This is a genomic window from Flavobacterium sp. B183 (assembly GCF_023539155.1).
In the GTDB taxonomy this organism is placed as follows: Bacteria; Bacteroidota; Bacteroidia; order Flavobacteriales; family Flavobacteriaceae; genus Flavobacterium; species Flavobacterium tructae.
Genome location: NZ_CP097434.1, coordinates 2,135,000 through 2,160,836, shown reverse-complemented (window position 1 = coordinate 2,160,836; position 25,837 = coordinate 2,135,000). Strand labels below are relative to the sequence as shown.

At 35.5% G+C, this 25,837-nt stretch carries 17 protein-coding genes; 7 read left to right on the top strand and 10 right to left on the bottom strand.

Going from position 1 to position 25,837, the window contains the following annotated elements:
* The first annotated feature begins 7 nt into the window (after positions 1-7).
* From M4I44_RS09560 to M4I44_RS09535, 6 genes are read left to right on the top strand one after another with little or no spacing between them, the layout of a single operon-like run.
* Positions 8-2,251 (top strand): DUF4157 domain-containing protein, encoded by a 2,244-nt coding sequence (locus tag M4I44_RS09560; protein WP_249967146.1) that lies wholly within the window; start codon positions 8-10, stop codon positions 2,249-2,251.
* 15 nt (positions 2,252-2,266) lie between these two features.
* Entirely contained in the window at positions 2,267-3,433 is a 1,167-nt protein-coding gene (locus tag M4I44_RS09555; protein WP_249967145.1) for a hypothetical protein, read from the top strand.
* A 29-nt stretch (positions 3,434-3,462) separates the two neighbouring features.
* A complete protein-coding gene (locus M4I44_RS09550; RefSeq protein WP_249967144.1) occupies positions 3,463-7,200 on the top strand; it encodes a DUF4157 domain-containing protein in 3,738 nt (1,245 codons plus the stop codon).
* Between the two features lie 18 nt (positions 7,201-7,218).
* On the top strand, positions 7,219-8,208 hold the full coding sequence (locus M4I44_RS09545; RefSeq protein WP_249967143.1) for a lipopolysaccharide assembly protein LapB: 990 nt from the start codon (positions 7,219-7,221) through the stop codon (positions 8,206-8,208).
* Entirely contained in the window at positions 8,198-8,701 is a 504-nt protein-coding gene (locus tag M4I44_RS09540; RefSeq protein WP_017497847.1) for a hypothetical protein, read from the top strand. Before M4I44_RS09545 ends, M4I44_RS09540 begins: the two co-directional genes overlap by 11 nt.
* A 27-nt stretch (positions 8,702-8,728) precedes the next feature.
* Entirely contained in the window at positions 8,729-10,033 is a 1,305-nt protein-coding gene (locus tag M4I44_RS09535; RefSeq protein ID WP_249967142.1) for an ATP-binding protein, read from the top strand.
* Between the two features lie 26 nt (positions 10,034-10,059).
* Here the strand turns inward: M4I44_RS09535 and M4I44_RS09530 are convergent, their stop codons facing one another.
* The 6 genes from M4I44_RS09530 to M4I44_RS09505 form a co-directional block, all read right to left on the bottom strand.
* Positions 10,060-10,779: a TlpA disulfide reductase family protein gene (locus M4I44_RS09530; RefSeq protein WP_249967141.1), complete on the bottom strand. Its 720-nt coding sequence runs from the start codon at positions 10,777-10,779 to the stop codon at positions 10,060-10,062.
* 367 nt (positions 10,780-11,146) lie between these two features.
* Positions 11,147-12,388 carry an amidohydrolase family protein gene (locus M4I44_RS09525; RefSeq protein WP_249967140.1) on the bottom strand — a complete coding sequence of 414 codons (1,242 nt, stop codon included), beginning with the start codon at positions 12,386-12,388 and terminating at the stop codon, positions 11,147-11,149.
* Between the two features lie 31 nt (positions 12,389-12,419).
* A complete protein-coding gene (locus tag M4I44_RS09520) occupies positions 12,420-13,820 on the bottom strand; it encodes a RagB/SusD family nutrient uptake outer membrane protein (RefSeq protein ID WP_157495897.1) in 1,401 nt (466 codons plus the stop codon).
* A gap of 98 nt (positions 13,821-13,918) precedes the next feature.
* Complete coding sequence (locus M4I44_RS09515) at positions 13,919-16,999, bottom strand: SusC/RagA family TonB-linked outer membrane protein (protein ID WP_249967139.1); 3,081 nt, start codon at positions 16,997-16,999, stop codon at positions 13,919-13,921.
* 516 nt (positions 17,000-17,515) lie between these two features.
* Positions 17,516-18,205 (bottom strand): LytTR family DNA-binding domain-containing protein, encoded by a 690-nt coding sequence (locus M4I44_RS09510; protein ID WP_017497840.1) that lies wholly within the window; start codon positions 18,203-18,205, stop codon positions 17,516-17,518.
* The gene (locus M4I44_RS09505) at positions 18,202-19,224 is read right to left on the bottom strand and encodes a sensor histidine kinase (protein ID WP_249967138.1); all 1,023 of its coding nucleotides are present in this window, start codon (positions 19,222-19,224) and stop codon (positions 18,202-18,204) included. The genes M4I44_RS09510 and M4I44_RS09505 overlap by 4 nt, the downstream gene beginning before the upstream one ends.
* A 140-nt stretch (positions 19,225-19,364) precedes the next feature.
* Here M4I44_RS09505 and M4I44_RS09500 point away from each other — a divergent pair, with 140 nt between their 5' ends.
* A complete protein-coding gene (locus tag M4I44_RS09500) occupies positions 19,365-21,755 on the top strand; it encodes an outer membrane beta-barrel family protein (RefSeq protein ID WP_249967137.1) in 2,391 nt (796 codons plus the stop codon).
* 76 nt (positions 21,756-21,831) lie between these two features.
* Here the strand turns inward: M4I44_RS09500 and gwsS are convergent, their stop codons facing one another.
* The 4 genes from gwsS to M4I44_RS09480 are packed head-to-tail and all read right to left on the bottom strand — an operon-like array spanning position 21,832 to position 25,821.
* Positions 21,832-22,905 (bottom strand): grasp-with-spasm system SPASM domain peptide maturase, encoded by a 1,074-nt coding sequence (gene gwsS, locus M4I44_RS09495; RefSeq protein ID WP_249967136.1) that lies wholly within the window; start codon positions 22,903-22,905, stop codon positions 21,832-21,834.
* A gap of 1 nt (position 22,906) precedes the next feature.
* Positions 22,907-23,068 (bottom strand): hypothetical protein, encoded by a 162-nt coding sequence (locus M4I44_RS09490; protein ID WP_017497836.1) that lies wholly within the window; start codon positions 23,066-23,068, stop codon positions 22,907-22,909.
* Positions 23,058-23,984 (bottom strand): hypothetical protein, encoded by a 927-nt coding sequence (locus tag M4I44_RS09485; RefSeq protein WP_249967135.1) that lies wholly within the window; start codon positions 23,982-23,984, stop codon positions 23,058-23,060. The genes M4I44_RS09490 and M4I44_RS09485 overlap by 11 nt, the downstream gene beginning before the upstream one ends.
* A 7-nt stretch (positions 23,985-23,991) precedes the next feature.
* On the bottom strand, positions 23,992-25,821 hold the full coding sequence (locus M4I44_RS09480; RefSeq protein WP_249967134.1) for a hypothetical protein: 1,830 nt from the start codon (positions 25,819-25,821) through the stop codon (positions 23,992-23,994).
* Between the last annotated feature and the right edge of the window lie 16 nt (positions 25,822-25,837).

Sequence of the window (25,837 nt, the reverse complement as noted above, 5' to 3'; positions counted from 1 at the left end):
ACGACACATGGGAGCTTTTAACCAAAAATCAAAATCCAATCCTTCCGGACCATCCGCCTTTAATTCAAGGCAGGGTGAGGATTTTTTTGGCGTACAGACCAAGCTCAATATCGGAAAATCGAATGACAAATATGAAGTTGAAGCCGACAAAGCAGCTGATCAAATCGTTTCTCAAAAACAAAATGCCAAATCGGAATCTTTTTTTAGTCCATCTCCTGTAGTTCAAAAAAAATCCTTAGCAGAACGAAGTACACCCGTTACCCAATTAAAAACGGAACAGGAAGAAACACTTCAAAACAAAACTGAAACTGTTGTAGCCGAAACGCCTAAAGCAGTCGAAAAAAATCCGATTTCAAAACCACTGATTCAGCAGAAAAAAACCGAAGAGGAAGTTCAAACCAAAGAAGAGGAACAGGAAATCCAAAAAAGTGCCGAAACTGAAACAAGTCCAACAAATACGGCATCGCTGGAAAGCAAACTTCAGAGCAGTAAAGGCAGTGGTTCTCCCATGGCCAATGCCACTCAAAACCAAATGGAATCCGGTTTTGGAGCCAATTTCAGCAAGGTGAGAATCCACAATGATTCTAATGCTGTTCAAATGAACAAGGAATTAGGCTCTCAGGCTTTTGCCAATGGTAATGACGTCTATTTTAACGAAGGAAAATACAATCCCGATTCTCAGGACGGAAAACACCTGTTAGCACACGAGCTTACGCACACGATACAGCAAGGCAATAAACCCAACATTCAAAAACAAGATACGCCAAGCAATTTAGACAGTCTAAACGAAATGCTCGACAGTTTTAATGTTCCTGAAGATGAAGTCATTTTAATGTGTGCTCAGCTTAACGATACTGAAAAAGCAACTGTTTTAGGCAATAGCAGTTACAAAACCAGAATGGCTGCAGCACTTGATGTAGCCGAAATGATCAGGGCAGTTAATAATTTAGGAGCTCCTCTGAATACAAAACTGGAATGGGTAAATGCCGCCGCTACCTTTGGAACATTTTTCATGGCGTACAGCGAAATCAAAGGAATGGTAACCGCCGCCGATCAACCGCAAAGAGATGTTTTAAAAACCGATGTCTGGAAAAGCTTTTTTGTTGGCGTTTGTACGAATGCCAATATGATTGAAGCTCTCGACGACTTACAATTTGATTTAGTAACAAAATTAGTATGGCTTAATGCAGAGATCTATTCAGCCAGTTGGTCAATCAGCTATTCAGAGATAAAACCCTGGATTACAAGCACCACGACTAACCAAACCGAAAGAGATGCCCTAAAAGTACATTCCGAGGTGGGCATGAATTTCTTTGTAGGCGTTTGCGACAACATCACTATGATTGAAGCCTTAAACGATCTGCAATTTGATTTAGCTACTAAATTGACCTGGCTGAACGCCGAAATGTTCGCAACGAGATTCGAACTCGATTATGCTACTATAAAACCATGGATCATAAATTCCAGTACAGACCAAGCACAAAAAGACGCTTTAAAAACGCCTCTCTGGAGAGATTTTTTTAGCGCAGTTTGTGATAATACGACCATGGTCGAAGCGGTAACCGATCTCAATTTTGACATTGTAACACAATTAGACTGGATTAACTTCGAAGGTTCCGATTTCATTCCAAAACTTACCTGGCTTCTTAATCACAGTACCGATTATGATGTCATTAGAAATGAAATCTTAAGTGCCTCTCCCAGCGACAGACAAGCTGCATTGGCAGATACCAGCATCAGAAGTTTAATCAATTCGAAACTGACAGCTCCGGTTTCTGTTGCCGTTTTCTCTCATCTGCTATTAGGCTCAATGTATTGGAGAAACCCTCCAAATAATGATTTCTTTGCTTATTTTGTAAGGAATGGAGGTACAGGAACACTTCCGGCTGCTGCGACTATGAATTGCTGGGAAAGTATCATGTACGCTGCTTATCTTTCTAACAAAATTAGTGCTTCCTGGATTCAGAATTTTTATAATACTGCCTTCGGTGCCTCTGATCCCAATGTATTAATATGGAGTCAATTAGGTTGGAACAGCGGCCTGCCTGTCTATCCGGGTACGACGCCAAAAGTCGGGCAGTTAATTTTTTATACTGCATCCGGCGACCCTTACCCAGGACACGTTGCAATGGCAATCGACGGAACTCATGCCATCAGCCTCTGGTCAAAACCTAATAATAACTTTTTTATACAACGTGTCAATATTAATGTGTTTCCGGGAGTAATTCAAATTTCTAATCCTCCATGGTAAATTATACAATCCAATATGAAAAAGGCTTTATCTTTATTATTATTTTTAGTATTTACCAATTGTCAAAACGTTTCTAAAATGAATCCGGAAAACAAACACGACCTTACTTTTAAAATTGTCTATAAACAATCGATAGATTCCGTACCCGCTTTATCAAAGTATCCTGCAATCGGTAAAAACGGACACGAATATTCTCGTATAGACATCCCAAACCCTGAACTTTCATTTCCCAGAAAATATATGGAATTGTATGGAACTTCAGAGGTATTAATTGGTCGATATGTTTCTGAGAATGGCACACGGGACAATCATTTCTTCTCTGTCCTCAATGATTCTTTTAACTACCATTCCGATTCTGATGTTATTGATGTAGCTATTACTGCAAACGGAGACTTTCTAAAGTTAACTTCTGACTTCCTGTATATCGTAAAAAAAGATGCTGTAAAAATTCAGCATCCTTTAAAAGGAATGAAAATTATTCTCTCAGAAAACAAAGACATTTGGGTAATAGGAATCAGTAATGCGTGGCTGATTGAGGGTGATTATACAAAAGTCAAAGTCCTTGAATGGTTCGGTGGTATTCATACTGTTTCTTATCAAAATGCGCTCCATTGCATCGATAATTCTAAAAGTGTAATTGTTTCTTTAGACACAAAAGGTACTGTTACAAATGAAAAAGCAAAAGAAAACTTTGGTCCCTTTGAAAAACTCGCCGGCTTCTGGGGTAGCAAATACATCACGCTGGAAGGTGCTACTTTCAGATGGTACGAGAAAGCTGTTTTGAAGGGAAAAATAGCACTTCAATCTGCCGGTGTTTTAAATAATGGAGAGGTATTTATTTCTTATACCGAAAACAAAAAAACCTACCTAAAAACCAATACCATAGCCAAAGAATGGAATGTTCCCGAAGATTCTAAAAGTTACATTCTGCCCATTGTTTTCGAAAAAGGAGATTCCTATTTCGGTTATCATTTGAACAGCTTTGGTGAATTCAGTAAAAAAGATCAAAAGACACAAGAAACAAACCATATCGACGAAAAGGTATATGAAAAAAACATATTGCCTTATCGATGGAAAATTGGACAAAGCCGTTATTTCAATATTCCGAACTACAATAAGTTACTGGTATCCCTGGTTGGACCTAAAGAAATTATTTTAATGGAAATCCATAGTTCTTTTTAAATTTTAAAACGATAAAATATGACTTAATTATGGGTGCTCTTGCTAAAAAAACAGCTCATTCCTCCAATCAGACTACCTCAACGAATGAGCGAGGCAGCAGCCCTTTTTTTGGTCTACAGGCAAAACTCAGCATTGGCAAATCAAATGATAAATATGAAGCGGAAGCCGACAAAGCAGCCGACAAAATAGTCACTAAGACTCCTGAAAATAATCCTGAACCGTTTTTCAGCCCATCACCCATAGTTCAAAATAAATTAGAGGAGGTACAAAAAAAGGATGTGACCGCTCCTCAAAAATCAATAGCAGAAAACCTCTCTCCTGTTGTTCAGTTAAAATCAGAAAAAGAAGAAAAGGAAACCGTTGTTACTGAAAAAGCAACCGTAGAAGAAACCCCTCAGAATAAAACCGAAGTTCCTCAAAACGAAACGGTCAAAACCACCGAAACCATTTCTGTTCCAAAACCAATTGTTCAGCAAAAGAAAGCCGAAGAAGAAGTTCAAACTAAAGAAGAAGAGGAAATTCAATCCAAAGAAGACGAAAAAGAGCTTCAAATGAGCGCTGGTGCCGATGCAAATCCTTCTGACGATTCTAATCTGGAAAGCAATTTAAACCATAGCAGAGGTGGTGGTTCTCCCCTTTCTAAAAACACTAAAACGGAGATGGAATCTGGTTTTGGAGCAGATTTTAGCAGTGTAAGAATCCATAACGATTCAAACGCCGTTCAAATGAACAAAGAACTGGGCTCCCAAGCCTTTGCCAGCGGCAACGACATCTACTTTAACGAAGGCAAATACAATCCGGGGTCACAGGGAGGAAAACACCTTCTGGCACATGAACTAACCCACACCGTTCAACAAGGAGCTAGTGCTGTTCAACCCAAAATGATCCAGAAAACGACAACTCCATCTACCGCTGGCAGTGCTGTAACACCTCCAACCGGCGTGACACCCCGCGACGAAGCAAACGGTCAATTCAGTTATGAAAAAGATGGTCGTACCTATCGTATTAGTACAAGCTCATCACTGGCTCTGACACTTCCCCTGATAAGCATTTCTGATTTCAAGATTAGAAATACAAGCTTATTCACAAGACCTCTGGTCATGCCGCCTCCCGGACGTAATACGCAGCAGCCCCAAAACTGGGATACAGGAACAGCAGTACAGGCAAACCATAATTTAGACACTAAAATAACCGAAGCAACCCAAAGCGGAGGTTATAGCAGGGCCGAAAATGAAAACGAACGGGTCTATTTCTTTAAAGGGAAAAATAAACCTGAATTAAATATTTTCGGAACACGAGCAGAATTACTGCCACTGGCAAAATTACCCATATGGGATAGAGAGAAAAACGGAACTACTTTTCAAATCGACCATATTGTCGAACATCAATTAGGAGGTAATGACACTGTCGCCAATTACGAATTATTGGAAGCTTCAGCAAATGGAAGCTCAGGTTCTTCTATTGCCTGGGAAATGAACCGTAAAATAAAAGAGGCCTATGATGTGTTTATGTCTCCGTATTATCAGACTAAAACAGACAAACCCGTTTTACCCGCACGGCCAGGCAGAGGGAACCAATATGTCAATCTTTTCAAAGACATCGGCTATAACATTTCCTTTTTAGATTTTAATTTTGGACTACGCACACAATCCGGAATGCCCGATCGATACTGGTCTTTCGATGAGATTAATCGAGGACTTCATTTGGATAAAATTGAGTCGCTAACTGGAGATGAAATGAGGAGAATGGGTACTGAAGACGATCCTGCCCTGTTCATCTCTCCAAATGGAGGCGAGCGGCTAACAATTCCTCAAGGTAACCGATATCCTGTCGAAAGGTGGCTTCCAAGAGTCGATTTAAAAGAGCGTCCCGATTTTCAAAATCTGACTCTGAAAGTCGATGCCTACAAATCATCAGACATGAGAAGTACCAACAAAATATCGGCTTCTTATCCGGATATGACCTGGAATTTAGTACGAATTCCAAATACCTATATCTTTTATGTCGACAAACAATCCACTATAAATAATGCCGTAACCGGTACAGGAGGTGTTTTCCAAAGTTTGCGTTTACCCGGAATGAGTCCGATTCAAATCGACCAGATGGACCTTACTCCTGCCGGATTTGCCGGAATCGGAAAAGTATTACCTACTGTTCCCTTAATAAGCGATGCTGATATTGATATTGTAATCGATGGAGACGGTGTTCGCTTAAGAAAACTATTTACCGCAGATGAATTTCATTTCCCTTCCCCATTCGTTATCGAAAATGCTTCACTTGAAGTCTCGTTCGGAACAAACGGATTGGGAGTTGCCGGAAGGGTCGATTTTGGAATCAATAACGTAGGAAGTGGACACATACAGGCAGCAGCTTCCATGGCCAACGGATTTGCCCTCGAAGGAGCCTTTAATTTTGACAGTACCTTATTTAATCCTGCCGAGATCAATGTGGAATACAAAGATAATATTTGGACGATAGGCGGAAGAATTGGCATTACGCAAGGGACTATCAGAGGGGTAAAAAGTGCCACAATAGAAGCCCGCTACAGCGAAAATACCTTTACGGCATCAGGAGAAGCTGAACTTGACATTCCGGGAATCAGAAGCGGAACCATGCAGGCGACCTACGGCGATGACGGATTCTCAATTGGCGGTCAGTTTCAATTAAGAGATGACATTCCGGGAATTAGAGGAGGAAGTGTTTCGGCTTCCATTGCCAAACAAAACGGAGCGGAAGAGTACAACGTAAGCGTTTCGGGTACGGCACAGCCTAATATCCCGGGTATCAATTCTTCTTTAACCGTTACCTATGAAAATGGTGCGCTAACGCTTACCGGATCTGCGGATTACTCAAGAGGAATGCTGAGCGGTTCTGTGACCGTAGGAGCGACCAACCGAACGATCGGCGAAGATGGCCAACCCACTGGTGAACCTGATGATACCATGCGAGTTTATGGCGGAGGGACCTTAACGCTTCAGTTAACTCCATGGCTTGCCGCTACCGCAGGCGTTAAATTTTTACCAAATGGCGAAATGGAAGTGACTGCCAGATTAGCAACCGATACTTATGATGTATTCCCCCGCAAACAATTTGACCGAAATTTATTCACTGTTCCAACAATAGAAATTCCGTTGTTTGCCATTCCACTCGGACCAAGAAGTTTGGGATTAGTTGCCCAAGCCAGTGGTGGTTTAGACTTCACTGCAGGGTTTGGTCCGGGCCAATTGCGAAACCTGTCTGCCGAAATTACATACAATCCGGAACACGAAGAATTGACAACAGTGGCCGGACATGGCGAATTTGCGATTCCTGCCGATGCCGGTTTAACCCTACACGGAGATTTAGGATTAGGCCTAAGTATTGGAATTGCCAGTTTATCAGGTGGAATTGAACTAGCCGGAACATTAGGACTTGAAGGGGAAGCCGGGGCTTCTGTTGATGTCAACTGGAGTCCTCAAACCGGACTCGCACTAGACGCTGAAGGTCATATAACGGTAAATCCTAAATTTACATTTGACATCAACGCCTTTGCCCGTGCAAGTCTCGGAATCGGATGGTTCTCTATCTCTGAAACCTGGCGATATAACCTGGCATCTTTTAGTTGGGGCCCAGACATTCAGTTTGGTTTGGTATTCCCAATTCATTATAGAGAAGGCGAACCGTTTGACATCTCTTTTGATGATATCGAAGTAATTTATCCTGAACTGGACGTAATTGACATGGCTAAAGACCTGGCTTCCGATGTCAAAGATGATATTTTTGATTAACGCTTAAAATGATTTATTATGAAAACAGACCCTAAAGAAATCAACAATCAAGGAGTCGCATACTTTCTGAATCACAATTTTGCCGAGGCGAAAAATAAATATATGGAGGCACTTTCTTTAGATCCTGACAATACAACTGCTTTAAATAATTTAGGACTTTTATATCTTCATGAAAAAAAGAATAAAGAAGCGGAAGCCTTATTCAGAAAAGCATTTACTGTCTCAGAAAATGAAACCTATGCCTTAAATCTTGGACACAGTCTGACCAATCAAAATCAGTTTGAAGAAGCCGAGAAATACTATCTAAAAAGCATCGAAATCAAAAAAAACAATTTACAATCCTGGGAAAGTTTGGTTTCGCTTTACGAATATACCGGGCAATTTCAAAAAGCGACAGATACTTTACAAACCATAATTCTTACCCTGAATCATCACGTCAGCTATAAAATAAAACTTTCAAAACTTTTGATCAAAACAGGAAAATACAATGAAGCTCTGGATCTATTACACAACTCACTGGATGAAAAAGGCACTGAGTCGGAAGTTTTATATTATATCGCATTTACACATTTCAAAAATCAAAATTTAGGTCTGGCAAAAACAGCTGTCGAAAGCAGTTTACGTTATAATCCTTTCCGGGAATTATCTCTTGAACTTGGAGCAACCATAGCCCTGAGTTTATCTGATAATGAAACAGCTATAAAATACTGGAATAAAATACTGGAAATCAAACCAATGAATCATATTATAAGAATCAACAAAAGTCTGCTTCTTATTAGTAAAAAAGAACTCGAACAAGCGGTAAACGAACTTGAATACGTACTCAATTTTGATTCAAAAAACTCAAAAGCACTCTATTACAAAGCATTGCTTTATCTGGAAGAAAAGAATACATCATCTGAAGGCGAAAAAATCCTGACCGATTTAACACAATCTGAAAATGACTATGCCGATATGGCTTTTCAAATGATAAATAGTTTAATTAAAAAGAAAGATCATGTGGATTAATGAATTTAAAGATTTGGATGAAATTAAAGCTTTTTTGATCGATCAAATTAATTACGATGAAAGTAATGGTTTTTCGTTCATGCAGATTGCCTTAAAAACCGATTTTAAAAAAGTAACGGATTTACTTGGTGAACCTGATACGCTCAATTCAGAAAGTGAACAACAGCAAACACTAATTTACAATGCCATGGTAGATCATCCTACAGAAGGAAAAAGAGACCATCATAAATTGAATGTACTTTTTTGGTTTTTTCATTATGAACCGTTAGAAACAATCCGTATTCATTTTGATTATTATAAAATGGGCCGATTTACTGTTTCCTATACTCATTTTATTCATGAACTGTTCTTATCTATTATTGAGAAATTAGGCAAACCCGACAAAAAATCACTCCGACAAGGAAATGAACAAGTCACCTACAACAGAGAAAAACACAAACTTTTTTTATGGTCAAATGTTGAAGGATTAAGAATTCAAATAATGCAACAATAAGAACCTGAATAAAAATGATATAACAAAATGGAAAATATATTCACTTACCTGAAAAGCCAATTTATCTTTCAGCTTGATACACTTTTTCAAGCCGAAAACCCAACAGCAAAACCTGTTTTAATTCAACTGGATTCCAACGGGTTTATCAACGAATTTATCATTGAAAATAACCTCACCGAAACAGATACTCTCTTATTAGGATTAGCTCTCGTACATCATATCAAACCTGACTTTTTAAGTTCGATTATTGCAGAATATTTACCCAACGGAGGAGAACTACCCGAATTTGGAGGTGTAAAATCAAAAAACCACCGTGGTATTTTACCAACAGGCGAAACGGCTCAATTTTTAGTTGCAGGGAATGATCTCGATAACCGGATTTCATTCTATAATTACCTGCACAATCAATCTTTTCTGTATCAAAAAAGAATCATTAAAATAGAATCTGTTCCAAATGGTGAACCCAAACTGAGTGGTTTACTAATTCTTGAAGACGAATACATTGAAAAATTCATCACCGGAAAAATCCTAAAACCTCAGCTAAGCAGCATTTTCCCTGCTCAGCTAATTGAAACCGCATTAGACTGGAACGATCTGGTACTCAATTCTTCAACTTTAAATCAGATTAAAGAAATAGAAACCTGGCTTAAATTTAATGAGATTCTACTCCACGAATGGGACATGAAAGCCAAAATTAAACCAGGTTTCAGAGTCATGTTTTATGGTGCACCGGGAACCGGGAAAACCCTTACGGCCTCACTTCTTGGGAAATATACGCAAAGAGATGTCTACCGAATTGACTTGTCTATGGTCATCTCAAAATACATTGGTGAAACCGAAAAAAATCTGTCCTCCCTTTTTGACAAAGCAGCCGATAAAGACTGGATTCTCTTTTTTGACGAAGCCGATGCCGTTTTCGGAAAAAGAACTAATGTAAGAGATGCTCATGATAAATACGCCAATCAGGAAGTGTCGTACCTGCTGCAGCGTATCGAGAATCATCCTGGTTTAGTTATTCTGGCTTCTAATTTTAAAACCAATATTGACACAGCCTTTACCCGAAGATTTCAATCCATAATCGAATTCGAGGTACCTTCTTCCCGTGAACGTTTACAACTTTGGGAGAACAACCTGCCTAAAGGAATCAAAATTGCTGAGGATGTAAACCTTAGTGAAATTTCAAAAAAATACGAGATTACCGGTGCTAATATTGTAAACATCATTCAGTATGCCTGTCTGCGAACATTAGAAGATCAAAACGAAAATATTAATCTTCATCATCTTCTTCAAGGGATTAAAAAAGAATATGTCAAAGAAGGCAAAATGATGTAGCCTCACCTCTCTATTTACAAAATAAACTAGTGAACACCAGCTTCTATCAACCAGTTTTTTAATCCTTCATCTGATGGTCTTGGAGCATTTGGGTCGACAATATTGCCTTGCGGATCTATCAGGATGAATCGCGGAATACCACTTACTTCATAAGCATTCTCAAAAGAAGTATCACCATTAGCAAACAATTGTACCCCCTTTAATTGAAGATCTCCTACCATTTTTTTCCACTTGTCATGATCTTTTACACGATCGGTAGAAATACTAACAAAAGCAATACTTTTATCGTGAAATTCTTTTTCAACAGTTTTAAGAAAAGGAATTTCTTTTTTACATGGTCCGCACCAGGTAGCCCATAGATCAATATAAACAAACTTACCTTTAAAATCGTCCAAAGAAGTTTTGGAGCCGTCAAAATTCTCGTAATTAAAGAATTTAGGCGAAACTTTTCCTTTTGGGAGAATTTCCTCCTGATGTTTTTTTAGGTTGGTAGTTTTGTTATATCTGGCGACACAACTTTTTCTAAATTCTTCGGAATCCTTTTTTTCAAACGCGATGAAAGAAGCATCCAGTCCTTTGGTCTCTGCAATAAGTTTTTGATAACCCGCTACAATTTCATCTATTTTGGTAATAAATTCATCTTTCTCTAATTTAAAAATAGATTTATCAGCAGTCGCTTTTTCAGTATACAAGGCTTTCTTAAATAGATAATTATTAGGTATCTCACCATCACCTTTAAAAGTCATTGTTTCATCCCATTGTTTGGTGTCAAAAGTAATTTTCAGATTGTAACCATTTTTAAGATAAAAGAAACCTTGTTCTTTACCATCAAATAGTCCATAGTAACCTTCTTTTACGCTAAGTGTATCAGAAAAAGTCCCATCTTTCTTAACGTTAATTTTTTAAGTGGAGTTCTGTTCTTAAAAACAAGCAAAGAATCTGAATTTTTATCTGTAATTTTTCCGGACAAAGTCACATAGTCTTTTGTGCTTTTCTGTGCAAAACAATTTAAACTAAGAATAAGAACTATAATTCTTAAACAATACCATTTCTTCATTAAATTTTTCTTTTAAACTTTATTATACATTACTTTTTTCAAGAAGTTCCGGAAAATTATTCTTTCTTATAAATAATTCCGGACTTAACGGTCATAAAACCGTCTTTTAGATTTTCAATATTTTGCACAGGATCTGAATTGGTTATATAAAGATCTGAGCGTTTACCAATAGCTATAACACCTCTGTCTTCTACTCCTATGCTTTCTGCACCTATTTTAGTAGCACTTACAAGAACATCTTTATTGCTAAAACCACAGCTATCGGTCAATATTTTTATCTCTTTGAACAATGGAACAACATTATCTTTTTCGAATAAATAAGGCCAATCTGTTCCTGTAGCCACTTTAACTCCAAGTTCATGAGCTCTCTTGGTTACTTTCATTCCGTCAAAAAACTTATTGTTGTTTCCAATATAATTCGTCGGATCCAGTATCACATTGTTTGCTTTCATGAGGAGTAATAGCTTGTCCATTTTAATAATATCAATAGCTGGTGGTCTTTTTAGGTGGTTCATTTTTCCTGAAGAAAAATCATATGGGATATCAAAGGCATGCGACATCGAATTTACTTTGGCAGCGGCAACATCTGTTGGCGTAGCAGGAAATACTGCCGCATGACTCCAACTCTGCAGTCCCTGCTTCTTTGCTTCTTTTACAATCTTTCTAATCATGCGTGCACTTAAATCAGCATATATTTTTACTCCGGTTACACCTGCTCCTTTTGCTTCGGCCACAACCATTTTAATATTTGTCGTATCAGTGATCGTACGTTGCCATGGAGTATCTTTTTCTGTAGTATACTTTCTCATCGAATTAAAATAATCTGGTCCCGCAAACTGAGCTGCATAAAAAATGGAAGGCGCTGGCAGTTGATTCAGGGTACTCACTTGTTTGTAATCGGCAAGGACAATAGCATTTCCTGTCATATCCCTGACCGACGTTATGCCGGCATAAATCATTTTAGAAAGCTGATCCTCCATATATTTAGTACTCTTTTCCCTATTGAGATTGGGGGCAGTTGCCAGATGAACGTGTGCATCTATTAATCCGGGCATAACATATTTTCCGGTAATGTCAATTATTGTTGCTTCCGGATATGCACTAAAATTATCCGTATACAAGATATCAGCAATTTGATTACCCTTAATGATGATACTGCCTGTCTTTAAGTCAAATTTATCGTCAAAAATAAATCCGTTCTTCAGTATTGTTACTTTTATGTTTACCTTCTTTTGTGAGTACCCGGTTATTAGGTTAAATACCGAAAACAAAAAGATTAGAATCAGTTTTTTTTGCATGCAAGAGAGTTTTTATAATATTGATAATAGATTAATACCCTGGATTTTGTGCGATGCCGGAACGATCAATTTCAGTCTGCGGGATAGGCAATGCAAATCGATTAGCATTCGCTGATAAACCAGTACCGTCTGCTCTTTTAAAACCTAACCCAAGTCTTTTAAGATCGGTAAATCTGAACCCTTCAAAGGCTAATTCTCTTCTTCTCTCGTTTAGAATTTCTTTACCCAGATCAGCTCCAGAGTAATCTCCTAACCCTCTGGCATTTCTCAATTTATTGAGATTAATTAATGCTGATGCATTATCACTACCCTGTAGGTACGATTCTGCCAATATTAAGTATAGTTCAGGTACTCTCATTAGTTTTAAGTCTATATTACCGGGATCTGATGCTCCAGCATTTGTTGTTCGGGTTCCTGCTTGTTTTTTAGGATAATAACTGTTTGCGATAGTAGGATGATTTTTAAAATATACTGTAAATCGTAAATCTTTAGTTTTATCGTAAAGATTGATTAAATCGGTCGATACTAAATAGGGATAACTTGAAAGAACCGGTATGGCAAGAAGTGCCGCATTTTGTCCCATTTCAGTATTTTCAAAACGTATTCTGAAAATAATTTCACCGGAATCATCTTTATCCCATTCCTTTTGCAAAGCAGCCAGTGTGTTATCTAATTTATATCTGGCATCTGTTAATGCCAGATTACTGTATACAATTGCATTTTTGTAATCAGCTGTCTCATGACATACGCGGGCTGACAATGCATAAATAGCCGTCTTAGAAATTCTGTAGGAGTTAGCTGTATTGGTAGCTAAAGCTGCCGCTTCATTCAAATCGGCCTGAATAAACTGAATCACTTCGGCTGTAGTGTTTCTGGGTTTTACATCTAATAATTTATCTGTTTCAAATCGATAAGGTACTGACAAAGCCTTTTTATCAATAGTATAAGCAGGAGAATAAAAGCGGTATAAATTGTAATACAATAGGGCTCTAATACCTAACGCTTCTCCCAAAAAAGCATTTTTATTGGGTAGCGAACTGGCTCTTGCCATTTTTATAATCGTATTTACACTATTAATGGCCTGATAGGAAATTCTCCAAAATCCCTCCACATTACCGGTTGTACTATTGTATGCCAGTGGATAGATGTTCCCTGAACTATTATCAAAACTAAAGTCTTTTGAATTTGAAGAACCTAAAAGATCGTCACTAATAGCTTCCGGAATAGTATAAATTCCAAAATAATACCCGTAAAAATCTTGTTTCATAACGGCATAAACGCCGTCTAAGGCACTTCTGAAACCGCCTTCTGTCTGAAAAAGTGTTTCCGGAGCCAACTGGTCCAGAGGTTCTTTGTTGATAATATCATTAGAGCAGCTGCTAAAAAAAGTAACTATCACTGCCGAAAAAAATAATTTTATATTTGTCTTCATATGTTGTTCTTCATTTTTTTTCTGTTGAATAAAAATTCTTTTATCATTATTGTTAGCGAATAAGCTTTTATAACAATATATTTTGTGTGTTATTTTTATTAGAAACTAGCATTAAGTCCAAGAGAATATGCTCTCACAATGGATGAAGAAAGTCCAATGCCTCCAGCCGCAGTGGCATATTCCGGATCAATATAGGTTACAGCCGTTTTGGTTAAAAGATTTTGTCCTTGAACATAAATTCTAAGGCTTTCGATTCCCGTTTTCTCTAAAACACTTTTCTGAAGCGTATATCCCAGAGCAACGTTTTTCAATTTAATGTAACTGGCATTCTCTAAAAATTGAGTAGAGTTTTTGTAATCTGACTCCAGGAATGCATTAGGGTTGGCAGTATTCACCTGTCTGACAGCTAAATTTGACTGATCACCTGGATTTTTCCACGCTCCAAGTACAGCTGTACTTTGATTATACCCCGGATTGTTATATAAGTTATAGATTCCTTCATTCAAAACATAATGACCTCCTGCATAAGAGATCAAAACCGACAGGTCAAGTTGTTTGTATCTGAACGTATTGGTTAAACCTCCATAATATTTAGGCATAGCAGTTTTGTTGCTAACCTGTCTCATATTAGTAATTGCTGTTAGGTTACTTGTTGTTTTATTGGTATTGTAATCCACTAGCGTTCCATCCTGAGTTCTGTACTGATTAAAACCTGTCACCGGATTTACACCGGCCCAATCTGCAATATAAAAAGATCGTATAGCACTTCCTTCCTGGAATACCGTATATCCCGAATTAGAAAGAATATCCTTTTTGTCTGATAAGGCTATAATTGTTCCCTTATTAAAGGCAATATTAAAGTCGGTAGTCCAGTTAAAATCTTTATTTTTAAAGTTTACAAAATGAAGACTAACCTCAACCCCCTCATTTCTAAATTTTCCGATGTTAGAAATCAGCTCTGAAAAACCGGAAGTTAAAGGAATCGGTTTATTGTTCAGTAGATCTTTAGTATCTCTAATGTAATAATCAACAGTTCCTGAAATACGATTATTAAAAAATCCGTAATCTATCCCAAAATTTTTATTATAATTCTTCTCCCACGTTAAATTTGGATTTTCTCCTCTCGTCAGATAAGGCACTGTACTCCCTGCATAAGTCATTTGACTCTTGTACCCATATAAGGATTGAGAAGCAAAATCTCCTATAAAGTCATTTCCGGAAGTACCAATACTGGCTCGTAATTTTAAAGAACTTATCGTTTTATTATCTTTAAACAAATCTTTATGAGCATTCCATGAAGTTCCTACAGACCAGAAATTAGCATATTTGTTATTATCTCCAAAACGGGAAGAACCGTCTCTTCTAAAGGATAATGACAGGTTATAAGTGTTATCAAAGTTATAATTCAATCGTGAGAAATAGGACAATGAACCCGCCTGCGATTTTTGTTGTGTAACTGAAGTGACGGTTTTTGCCGCACTTACTATTTGTATGGCATCGGAGTTAAAAGTATTAGCCAAAATATTAAGACTATTGGTTTCGTATTCATTAACTTCATTGCCCAGTACCAAATCAAAACTATGTTTTTGAAACTTCTTAGCTATAGTAGCCGTTAGTGTTCCCGTATAATTATTATTATCACCATTAGTAATACTTAATGTTCCTCCTTTTACAATTACATTTTCATAATTGCTGTTCTTTGAGTTGTTATAGTTAGCCCCTAAAATCCCATTCAGAATCAGCCATTTGAAAGGTGTATAAGTTAAATTTACACTTCCGCCAATATTTTTTCGATTGGCGTTTACATTTGTATTGTCTCTTATAAATAAAGGGTTGTACGGAGTTCCCGCAGAACTGGCAATATCCAAAAGTCTTAACGGATTTCCTTTATCATCACGGACAGCTAACCAAGGATTTAATAAAAATGCATTTAAAAAAGGAGATCCAACGGTGCGTCCGTCCTGCTCATTTACATTACTAAAGTTTCCTGAAAATCCTACTTTTATTTTTTTCCCTAAATCAAAATCAACACGAGTTGATGCAGTATATCTTTTATACTGACCGTCAAAAATATTATTGACATTATTATACGTTACAGAAGTATAATAATTGGCTTTATCTGAACCTCCGGAAAAAGAGATATTATTTTCCCTATTTATTTCATTCTTTAAAAGCAAATTTGCCCAATTTACGTTATTACCCAATGCTCTTCTGCTTTGAAGTAATGCCGGATTTGCTTTGTAATAACCCATTGACTCTTCAAAATCTAATTTTTGGGATCCATTCATTAAACTGTTCGTAAAGGATTCGTCAGCTATTTTAATACCAAGTCTTGTGTTAAAAGTTACCTGCAGCCTGGTATTCCTATTTCCTCTTTTTGTAGTAATCATTATCACTCCATTGGTTCCTTTAGATCCGTAAATAGAGGTTGATGCCGCATCTTTTAAAACACTAATCTCCTGTATGTCTGCAGCATTTAAGGCGAAAGCACCTAATCCTGATCTGGGCATCTGCACACCATCTACAACTATCAAAGGGTCTGTACTCGAACTTATCGAACCAATACCTCTTAATAAAATAGAAGGCGGAGCGTCCGGAGACAAAAAACTCTCCTGAACAAATAATCCGGGAACGACTCCAATCAGAGCATCTGCAAAAGATACATTTTGTGTATTCTTTAATACTTTGGTATCCAATTTTGTTACAGCACCGGTAATTTTATCCCGGGAAATCTTTCCATAACCTACCAGAACAAGCTCATCCAGTTTATTAGTACTGGGTTCGAGAGTAACATTAAGTAAAACCTCATTGGTAATCTTAATCGTTTTAGTTTCAAAACCTACAAAACTAAAACTTACTACATCACCTTCATTTACAGCAATTTCATATTTACCATCAAAATTAGTAACTGTTCCCTGTTTACTGCCGTTTACTGAAACTGTTACTCCGGTCAAAGGCATGCCTTTATTGTCTTTTACGACACCCTGAACCTTCTTCTGGTCTGTACTTTTTCCCATAAGGCCATAAAGGGGAAGCTCTTTTGAAATTTTAGTATTCCGATCATAGTTTTCGGATTGAGCATCACATATTGAAGCAATAATTAAAAATGCGGTTAGTTTAACCTTCAAAGTTCGTTTTAAATAAAATAGAGGTGCCGTTCGGGCTCTCATTATTTTCATTTTCTTCATACTATCTACAATTAATGGTTTTGGTTAGTCAGGTAAATTGATCGTATAAGAATAAAAGAATCATTTAAGTTCTTTCTTCTTATTATTTTAAAACAAAAGTTGTGGTATTTAAATAGCAAATGCCATTATGCAATTCGAACAAATACTGTAAATAAATTGCATTTTTGGCTTCTAATGTATCAACAAAAAATTGGGTATAGTTTCCTGCTAAAGTGGTATTTTCAGGGTGTTGTGGCAACAATTACTATTCTTCACAAAGAAAAAAAATTGATAGCGTACAAAGATTTTGTTTTTATGACTTTTTCTCTTCGTAATTGTACCAAATGTATAGGATAAAATCCCGAGATTAATTTCAAAAGAAACAACTGGTATCCCCCAAGAAACATTCGGCATATTCTTACAAATAAAAGCATAAAAAAACCTGTGAGTTTGATTCACAGGTTTTGAAATTAATTTAGTAAGGGCAATCGATTTGTATCGGATAAATCAACTACAATTTTTAAATACTTAACTCAGCCAGTCACTCACCAGTTTTCGGTAAGTTTCACCAATAGGAAGCTGTTCCCCACTGGTCAATTGTATCTGATTGCCTTCGATTACTTTTATTTTACTTTTTGGAATAATGTACGAACGATGAATACGAACAAATTGATTTAGGGGAAGTTTTTCGAGTATATCTTTCATGTTTTCCAAAACCATAATTTTTTCGCCTTTGGTGTGAATCCTGATGTAGTCTTTAAGTCCTTCAATATAAAGAATATTTTCGGTGGCTATTTTATGGTGCTTTCTATCAGCTTTTACAAACAGAAAATCATCGGTTTGCTGGTTTTGCATGGTTTCCTGCCAACGGATAAATTTCTCAACACTCTGATAAAAACGATTAAAAACAATTGGTTTGAGTAAATAATCTATAACATGAAACTGAAAAACATCTAAAGCATAATCCGGATACGCAGAGGTGATGATGAAATTGTGCTTCTGATTGAACATCTGCATCAATTCAATTCCAGTTAATTGTGGCATCTGAATGTCGATAAACACCAAATCAACAACTTCATTATTTAAGATTTCAATGGCTTTAAAAACATCTGAATCAGCATATAAAACATTTAATCTCGGGACCTTAGAAGCGTAGTCGGCCATTAGTTTTACTGCAAAAGGTTCGTCGTCTAATATAATACAATTTATTTTTTTCATTTTAATTCTATTTCGAGTTCAGCTGTAAACTGGTTGTTTTGATTGACTACTTTTATTTGATGTTTCTGCGGATAATGAATTTCCAGCCTCTTTCTCAAATTATTTAATCCAATACCTCCTAACTTGTCTTTCTTTTGCACAGCAATATCATTGACTACTTTAAAATTAAGCTTCTTATCTTCTAAGCGTAACTCGATTAAAATTGGCTTTTCGTTGGATGTTATGCCATGTTTCAAAGCATTTTCAATTAACGGTGACAAAATATAAGGCGGAATTTCTTCGGAACTATTTTCAGTTTCAATTCTGAAATCAATAAAAGCGCTGTCCTGATGTCTTAACTCTTCGAGCTCAATATAGGCTTTTATATAATCGATTTCATCGGCCAGTTTTATCTTTTCTTTTTGAGATTCATAAGTGGTAAAACGCATAATCTGACTTAATTTTTCGATGGCCATCAACGATTTATCGGATTGAAAATACACCATCGAATAGATATTGTTCAGGGTATTAAAGATAAAATGCGGATTGATTTGCGCTTTCAAAAATTTGATTTCGGTGTTTTTGCTTTCTTCCAAAATAACCTGGTTGTACTCCAGCAAACGAATAAAATAAATTACAAACCAAAGCAATGAACTTAAAATGACGGACATGCTGCTGTAGTGCAGATTGTCTTCCATATAATTAAAAAAGGTTGGATTGATATAATTGATTCTATGAAATAAAACTTTACTTATCTCCTGCTCCAACAGCCATCGTAAGGCTGTAAAAAACAAGTACGAAACCAATACTCCGGCAAAAAACCTCTTCCACTGAAAGGATTTAAAAACCAATTTCATTACTACAAAATAATGAAAGTAGAAGGTTAATACAAACACAGTCATATACGTAGACAAGAACAAATCCGGGGTGTAGTTTTGGGCCTGGATCAGATTTCTAACAAAAGTGAAATACCCCATCAAAAGCCAATATATGATATGAATGAATACTTCTACTTTTTTTGATAATGTTCCTTTATACATCTTTTCATTTTTTTTTCAAAGATATGCATTCATCAAAAAGTCCAAAGCCGGGTTTGTAGATTAATCACGGGGGTTTGTCGATAAAAGTTCTTTTAGGTCTTTTTTCAGCGCAGTTTTGCAGCGTAATTAATCTAAAAACCATGAAAAATAGTAGTCTTTTAATACTTGCCTTTTTATTTCAAACGTATTCTTTTGCTCAGCAATATGAACTTAAGGGAAAAGTGATCAATCAAAATAAATCAGCAGTTGAGTTTATCATCGGCAGTTTGTTCAATCCTCAAAAAACTTTAACTGCTCAGGCTTCAACTGACAGTTTGGGAAATTTTGTTCTGAAAATTCCGAAAGGAGATTACCGTTTGATATTGGAACAATTTGGCACAGAATGTATGAACCGCGAAATTACAATTGATCACAATACGGATCTGGGTATTATTGAAATTAAAGAATCGGTACAGCTGGAGGGTGTAACACTGAAATCAAGAAAAAAACTGATTGAACAAAAAGTGGACCGACTTGTTTTTAACGTCGAAAATTCTGTAACAGCCACAGGAGGAACCGCTTTAGATGCTTTAAAAGCAACACCTACCGTAAGGGTTCAAAACGAGGTTGTTTCGATTGTGGGCAAAGGTGAGATCCTAGTAATGATTGACGATCGTTTGCAGAGAATGCCTCAGGAAGATCTGGCGGCGTTTCTGAAATCAATTCCGTCTGATAATATTAAAAGTATTGAAGTAATTACAACTCCGCCTGCAAAATATGATGCGGAAGGCAATAGCGGTCTTATTAATATTAAACTGAAAACGGCAAAAGCAAATTCGTGGAATGCTAATCTTGGAACTTCTTACACCCAAAAAACATACGCAGGCGGTAATATGAACGGGTTATTTACGTACAATCATGATAAACTCTCTGCTCAGGCTTCGGTAAGCAAAGGAAAACAAAAATTAATGACAACTTCTGAAAGTACTATTTTTTACAAAGACGAAACCTGGAAACAGGAAGTGAAAAACAAATCGACAGCCGATGTTTTAAGTTTAGGCCTTGGTCTTGATTATAAAGTAACCAAAAAATGGAGCACCGGACTTAAATACCTTGGCAGTTTTACGGATAAAGTAAATGCAAACAATCCTTTTACTACTATTTATGATAATTCAAACGGAATGGCAGATTCCTATATCACTTCGAATGCCAATGCTAAAAATAACCCGAAAATGAATGCCGTTAACTTTCATAATTCAATTGCATTAGACAGTTTAGGAAAAAACATTTCAATGGATTTGGATTATTTTGATTACAACAAGAAAGATTATCGTTTCTTTTCAGGGAATGAATTGGACCGCAGTAAAAATAATATCCCCGGAGGTTTCTTTTCTTCGACAAATTCAAATGTCAATACCATCAAAAATTATTCGGCCAATATTGACGTTTCTTTACCATACGACTGGGCAAATCTTAGTTTTGGAGCGAAAACTTTCCACACGAATACAAACAACAATCTGATCGTGTACGATAACGAAACCGGAACGCCAGTTTTCAACACCAATCAGTCCAATGTTTTCAATTATAAAGAGTACAATCAGGCTTTATATTTCTCGGGAAGTAAAAAAATAAATTCAAAATGGGAAACTCAAATTGGTTTACGAATCGAAGCAACACAAACCAAAGGGTATTCTGAAAATTTGAATCAAACGAACACCAACAATTACATCAAATTATTTCCAACAGCTTACCTGACTTATGTTCCAAACGAAAACAATTCTTTTTCCTTAAACTACAGCCGAAGAATCCGCAGACCAGATTTTGATTATTTGAATCCTTTTGTAATTAAAACAAGTCCGTATTATTATTCCGAAGGCAATCCGTATTTAAAGCCTTCATTGATTGATAATTTTGAGTTCTCGTTTATCCGAAATCAAAAATGGGTAAACTCTGTTTATTTCTCTCAGGTTTCCGATTTTGGACAGGAATTATCAATCATCGATCCGGACACAAATGTTACCAGAAACACGCCCTTAAACTATGCTAACACTTACCAAATTGGACTTTCGACTTCTTATAATTTCAACAAATGGTCGTGGTGGAACAGCTTTACCGGATTCAATTTAAACTATCAGAATGTAAAATCAAAAACTGCTTTTATTCAGTCAATCGATGGGTACAACGGATACCTTTACAGCAATAATGCTTTTACCATCAACAGCAACAAAACCTTATTTCTTGGCTTAAATTATGGTTTACAGCTGCCTGGCCGTTATCAGATCTTTAATATTTCGACTTTGAATATTCTTGACATCTCTGTTAAGCTGTTAACTTTCAATAAAAATCTTTCGGTTACTATCATTGGCGAGGATTTACTGAACGCGCAAAAACCATTAATTTCTTATGATTCCAACCATATTAAAACCAATGTAAAAAGCTATTCAGACACGAGAGGTTTCAGAATTTCATTGAGTTATAAATTCGGAAACCAAAATATCAAATCAAAACAACGTGATTTTGGTAATGAAGAAGAAAGAAGCAGAGCCAACTAATCGATCTTTTTAATGGAATACAAAGCTTCGGAGCAATCTGAGGCTTTGCTTGTTAGTTTAAATTTCGATTATCGAATTATACTTCCATACCATAAAATTTAATCCCCTTTCGCTTTAAAGGATTTGTACTCCACTCCGACCATTTATTGCTGTAAGGATCATAACCACACTTTAAAGGTTTTGAGTACATATCATTAGGTTTTTCGATATAGGCACGACAATCTGTACAGATATGCCTAAACTCACAATCTTTACAAACTGCTATTTGGTCTTTGGTAATATTCCAGTATTTTTTAAAGTTTTCATGATTTAATGCTTTCTCTAACATTGTGTCCTTTATATTACCAAAGCTTAATGACATTGAGGGACAATTTTTTATGTTACCCTCTTTATCGATAGAAAGCTTTTTGTTTAAGCAGGTATTATAATGTTGTGATTCGCTAAAAAGTTTAATATTTGAATAGAAGTATTCTTTATTTATTATTCCGCAATGTTTTTCATTTATCACATTTCGTTTTACCAGCGTTAAGTACCCCATTTTTTGACGCAAGGCATTATAACTTTTATTATATGGTGAATTAAAAATGATAATAGAATGTATTCTTCTATTATCTAATAGTATTTTGTTTACTTCATCGAAATCAAAACTTTCATAATATGGCAATATGAAGTCAATTGAAACAATTCGGGATTTTTCCTTTTTTAAAATTTCGGCGGTGCTTTTTATATACGCAAGACTTATATTTTTATAGAATCGCAGCTGAATATAAGAACATTTTAAGGTTTCAAATTGAGGAACCAGAGCATAAAAATTATGAAGAATGTCATCATAATCTATAATGATATTTGTTATGAGAGAGGGAGAATCCCAACGGGTACTCATTTTAGGAAACAAGTCCGGGTTTGAACTAAAAAACACAAGTTTATTATCAATTAAAAAATCAAAATAATCGTTAATTATCTCATCATACTGATACTTAAAATCTTTTTTTATTTCTTCAATGGTTTTACCATTATAGGCTTCCAAAATATCATATAAACCATTTGGAATAAAATAAAAATTGTTATTCTTAGTGTCACAAATAATGCTCCTGCTTATCCCTTTGACCGGAATACAATCTGCAAAAAGAACAAAATTAGAGGGTTTCAAATTAAATTATTTTAGAGATAGGTTTGACAAAAGGTTTAGAGATGTTCTTGGAGTTTTGGTAAGCCTGAATAGTAATCAGATTGTTTTTAGGCAAAGGTTGAGTCTCTCTTTCAACTTTCAATTTTAAACCATTAAAAATATTGATAGGTTTCTTACTTTCCATTTTTTAAAATATCTGCTAGTTTGCTTTCTAAGTAATAATTGCAGGCATTATTGATAAAACTAACCTGTCCCGTTGGATTTATTTCAAGAAAATAGTATTCGTCTTTACAATGCATCAAATCAGCCGAACCATAATTTAGATTGAATTTTTTAAAAACCTTTGCAAGTTTTTCTTCAATGCCCGCAGGCAATTTAAACGGAACCATTCTAATATTATCCATTTCTACAAATTTAGTTCTGATGTCTATGGCATGATCAAAATTGTAAATTGCTGTGGAATAAAAGTTGCCATCTATGTAAATAACTCTAATTTCAAAATCGGCTATGATCCTTTCCTGAAAAAATGAGATCGCAAATTCATCAGGCGTTTTGTCCAGAATTTCAGCTGTTATTTGAAAAGTTACATTAAAATTATACAAAAACTCTTCGTCCTGATAATAAAGTATATCCAGGATTCTTTTTGAAATTATACCATTTTTAGGATCAAATGCAGCATAAAAGTCTTTTAATTTTTCTTTGTTTCCGGTTATCAAAGTATGCGGAATTCTAAGCCCTTGTCCTTTTGCTTCGAGCATCATATCAAGGCGATTGGTTTCAAAATCAGCTATTCTTTTTCCAATTTTTTTAACCGGTTTGTGTAATACAAAAGCATCATTGAGAACTTCATAACATTTATTTTCGTAGTCGCTCTCCCCTGAATTGATACATCCGCCATTAAACCAGATACTTTGAACTTCTTCTACTTCTATATTTTCTAAATAAGACGTTTTTAAGGTATAAGAACTTTTTCCATTACTAAAATTCATACTTTCAATCACAACTTTATCAGATTCTCCTATTCTTACAAAATCCTGATCCAAACAATCCATCACATTGTTTACAAAATCGTCTACATCTTTGCTGTATATCAAAATCATAAAAAAATTATTTTTCATAAAACTCCCAGTCATCTGTGAGTTTCATGATTAAATTGTAATTCTGTTCGTAATCATCATCTACCTCTTTAGGGTACTTGGAATCATGTGCTTCAATTACATAATTGCCATAGTCCATTATAAAATTGTTTGGATTGTTAAATTTGAAACTTATTTTCCTAACTTCTAAATCATTTTTCCCAATACATAACTTTGAGTTATATAAATTCCCCTTGTAAATACGAAAACAAGAATCATATCCTAAAGTATTATTAAAACTTCTTTTTTGGTCATATAGCAATCTTTCAGCATTTTTATCTAGAAGCTCATTCAGAACCGCAAGATTTTTGGGTACTTGTTGTATTGCATGAAGAATTAAAACATTAAAATCAGGAAAAGATATCAAAACAGTATCTCTAATTACAAGGCTACCAATTCTTTCTTCGGATGGAAAGCCTTCCCTTTTTAATAAATCGATCAGTTTACCAGTAACTCGTTCGGTGGTTTCATAGAGTACTTTTGGGTTCTTTCGATTTTCCAATCCATAATCGGCTTGATCTTCCTCAAGTAAATCATTTAATTCCTTTTTTAACTGTAAATTCCAAGTGTCTTTTGTTGCTTTACAAATTGAATCATATTTAGAACTAAAACTTTTCCATTCGTGATTTTTACGCATCCCTTCAAAAATTTTGGCATTAAAATATGGAAGGTCAATACCTTTATGAGCCAATTTTTCACTCCACCAAAAAGCTCTTTTTAAATCTCTTGATAAAACAGCACAGCGAATAGCATTATGAATATCCCTCGAAAATAAAACGGGATAATTTTGTCCCAACAAATTGTACTGTTCTTTAGCTTTTCCGAACTGACGACTCAAAACATAATTTTCAGCGTTCTTTGTATACGTATAATATGTAATTTCCTGTTTCTCTCCTTCTTTTTTAATATCTGCTACTAATTTATTTGAAGTAATTATAGGGATGCAATCATAATTTTCCCTTCGAATTATTTTTTTCTTTAAGTTCTTCTCAGGGCTATAAATCATTGACCCCAAATCAAAAATTTCTGAATACGACGTACGTGAACCAAATGCCAATAAAGTATGTTTGTTAACTTTTCCACGTATCTTGAAAGAGAATCTTTTTTTGTCAGGAATTGTTTTATAATGTGAATATCTCTTGAAATAAAACGCTGGAAAAGTATCCAAAACCGTAAACACATTAGTTTCTCTGTTATTTAATTTAACTTCAACAGAGTCTCTATTAACTGTTTTTCCTAAATAACAGATTCGTATAGTATCTGTTTTTTCACCAAGAAATACGTCAATCGTGCTTTTTTCTATTTTGCGCTTAATAAACTGATTATTTCCCCAATCCCAATTACCGCTAATAAAACCTTCAATATCTATAATACTATCTTTTGACGTAAAAGTACATTTACTTATCTCCACTTTTAAAAAGCACATTGATAAGCTTTCAATAAAATGAAAATTTTTAAATGTTCTACTGCGGAATGTTACTCCATAATTAGAAATTCCTTTATAATTTCTAGTATCTACGAAGTAAGCCTCTTTTAAGCTATTCCCAGTACTTGAAAACCAATTTTGTCTATCTTCCTTACCCCAAAAACTATACACCTCATCAAATACTTTATTTTTTTCAAAATCATTTTCTTTATAGATTATAACCTTAGACTGATTTTGCCCCAAAGATGAATTGAGGAAAAAAATATTTATAAAAATGAATAGAGCTTTTGAAAATATTTTAGTCAAAATGATAATTTGTTTTATAAAAAGTTCGTAAAATAAAAAGTCTGAACTACAATTTAAATTGTAATCCAAACTTAAAAAATGTTTA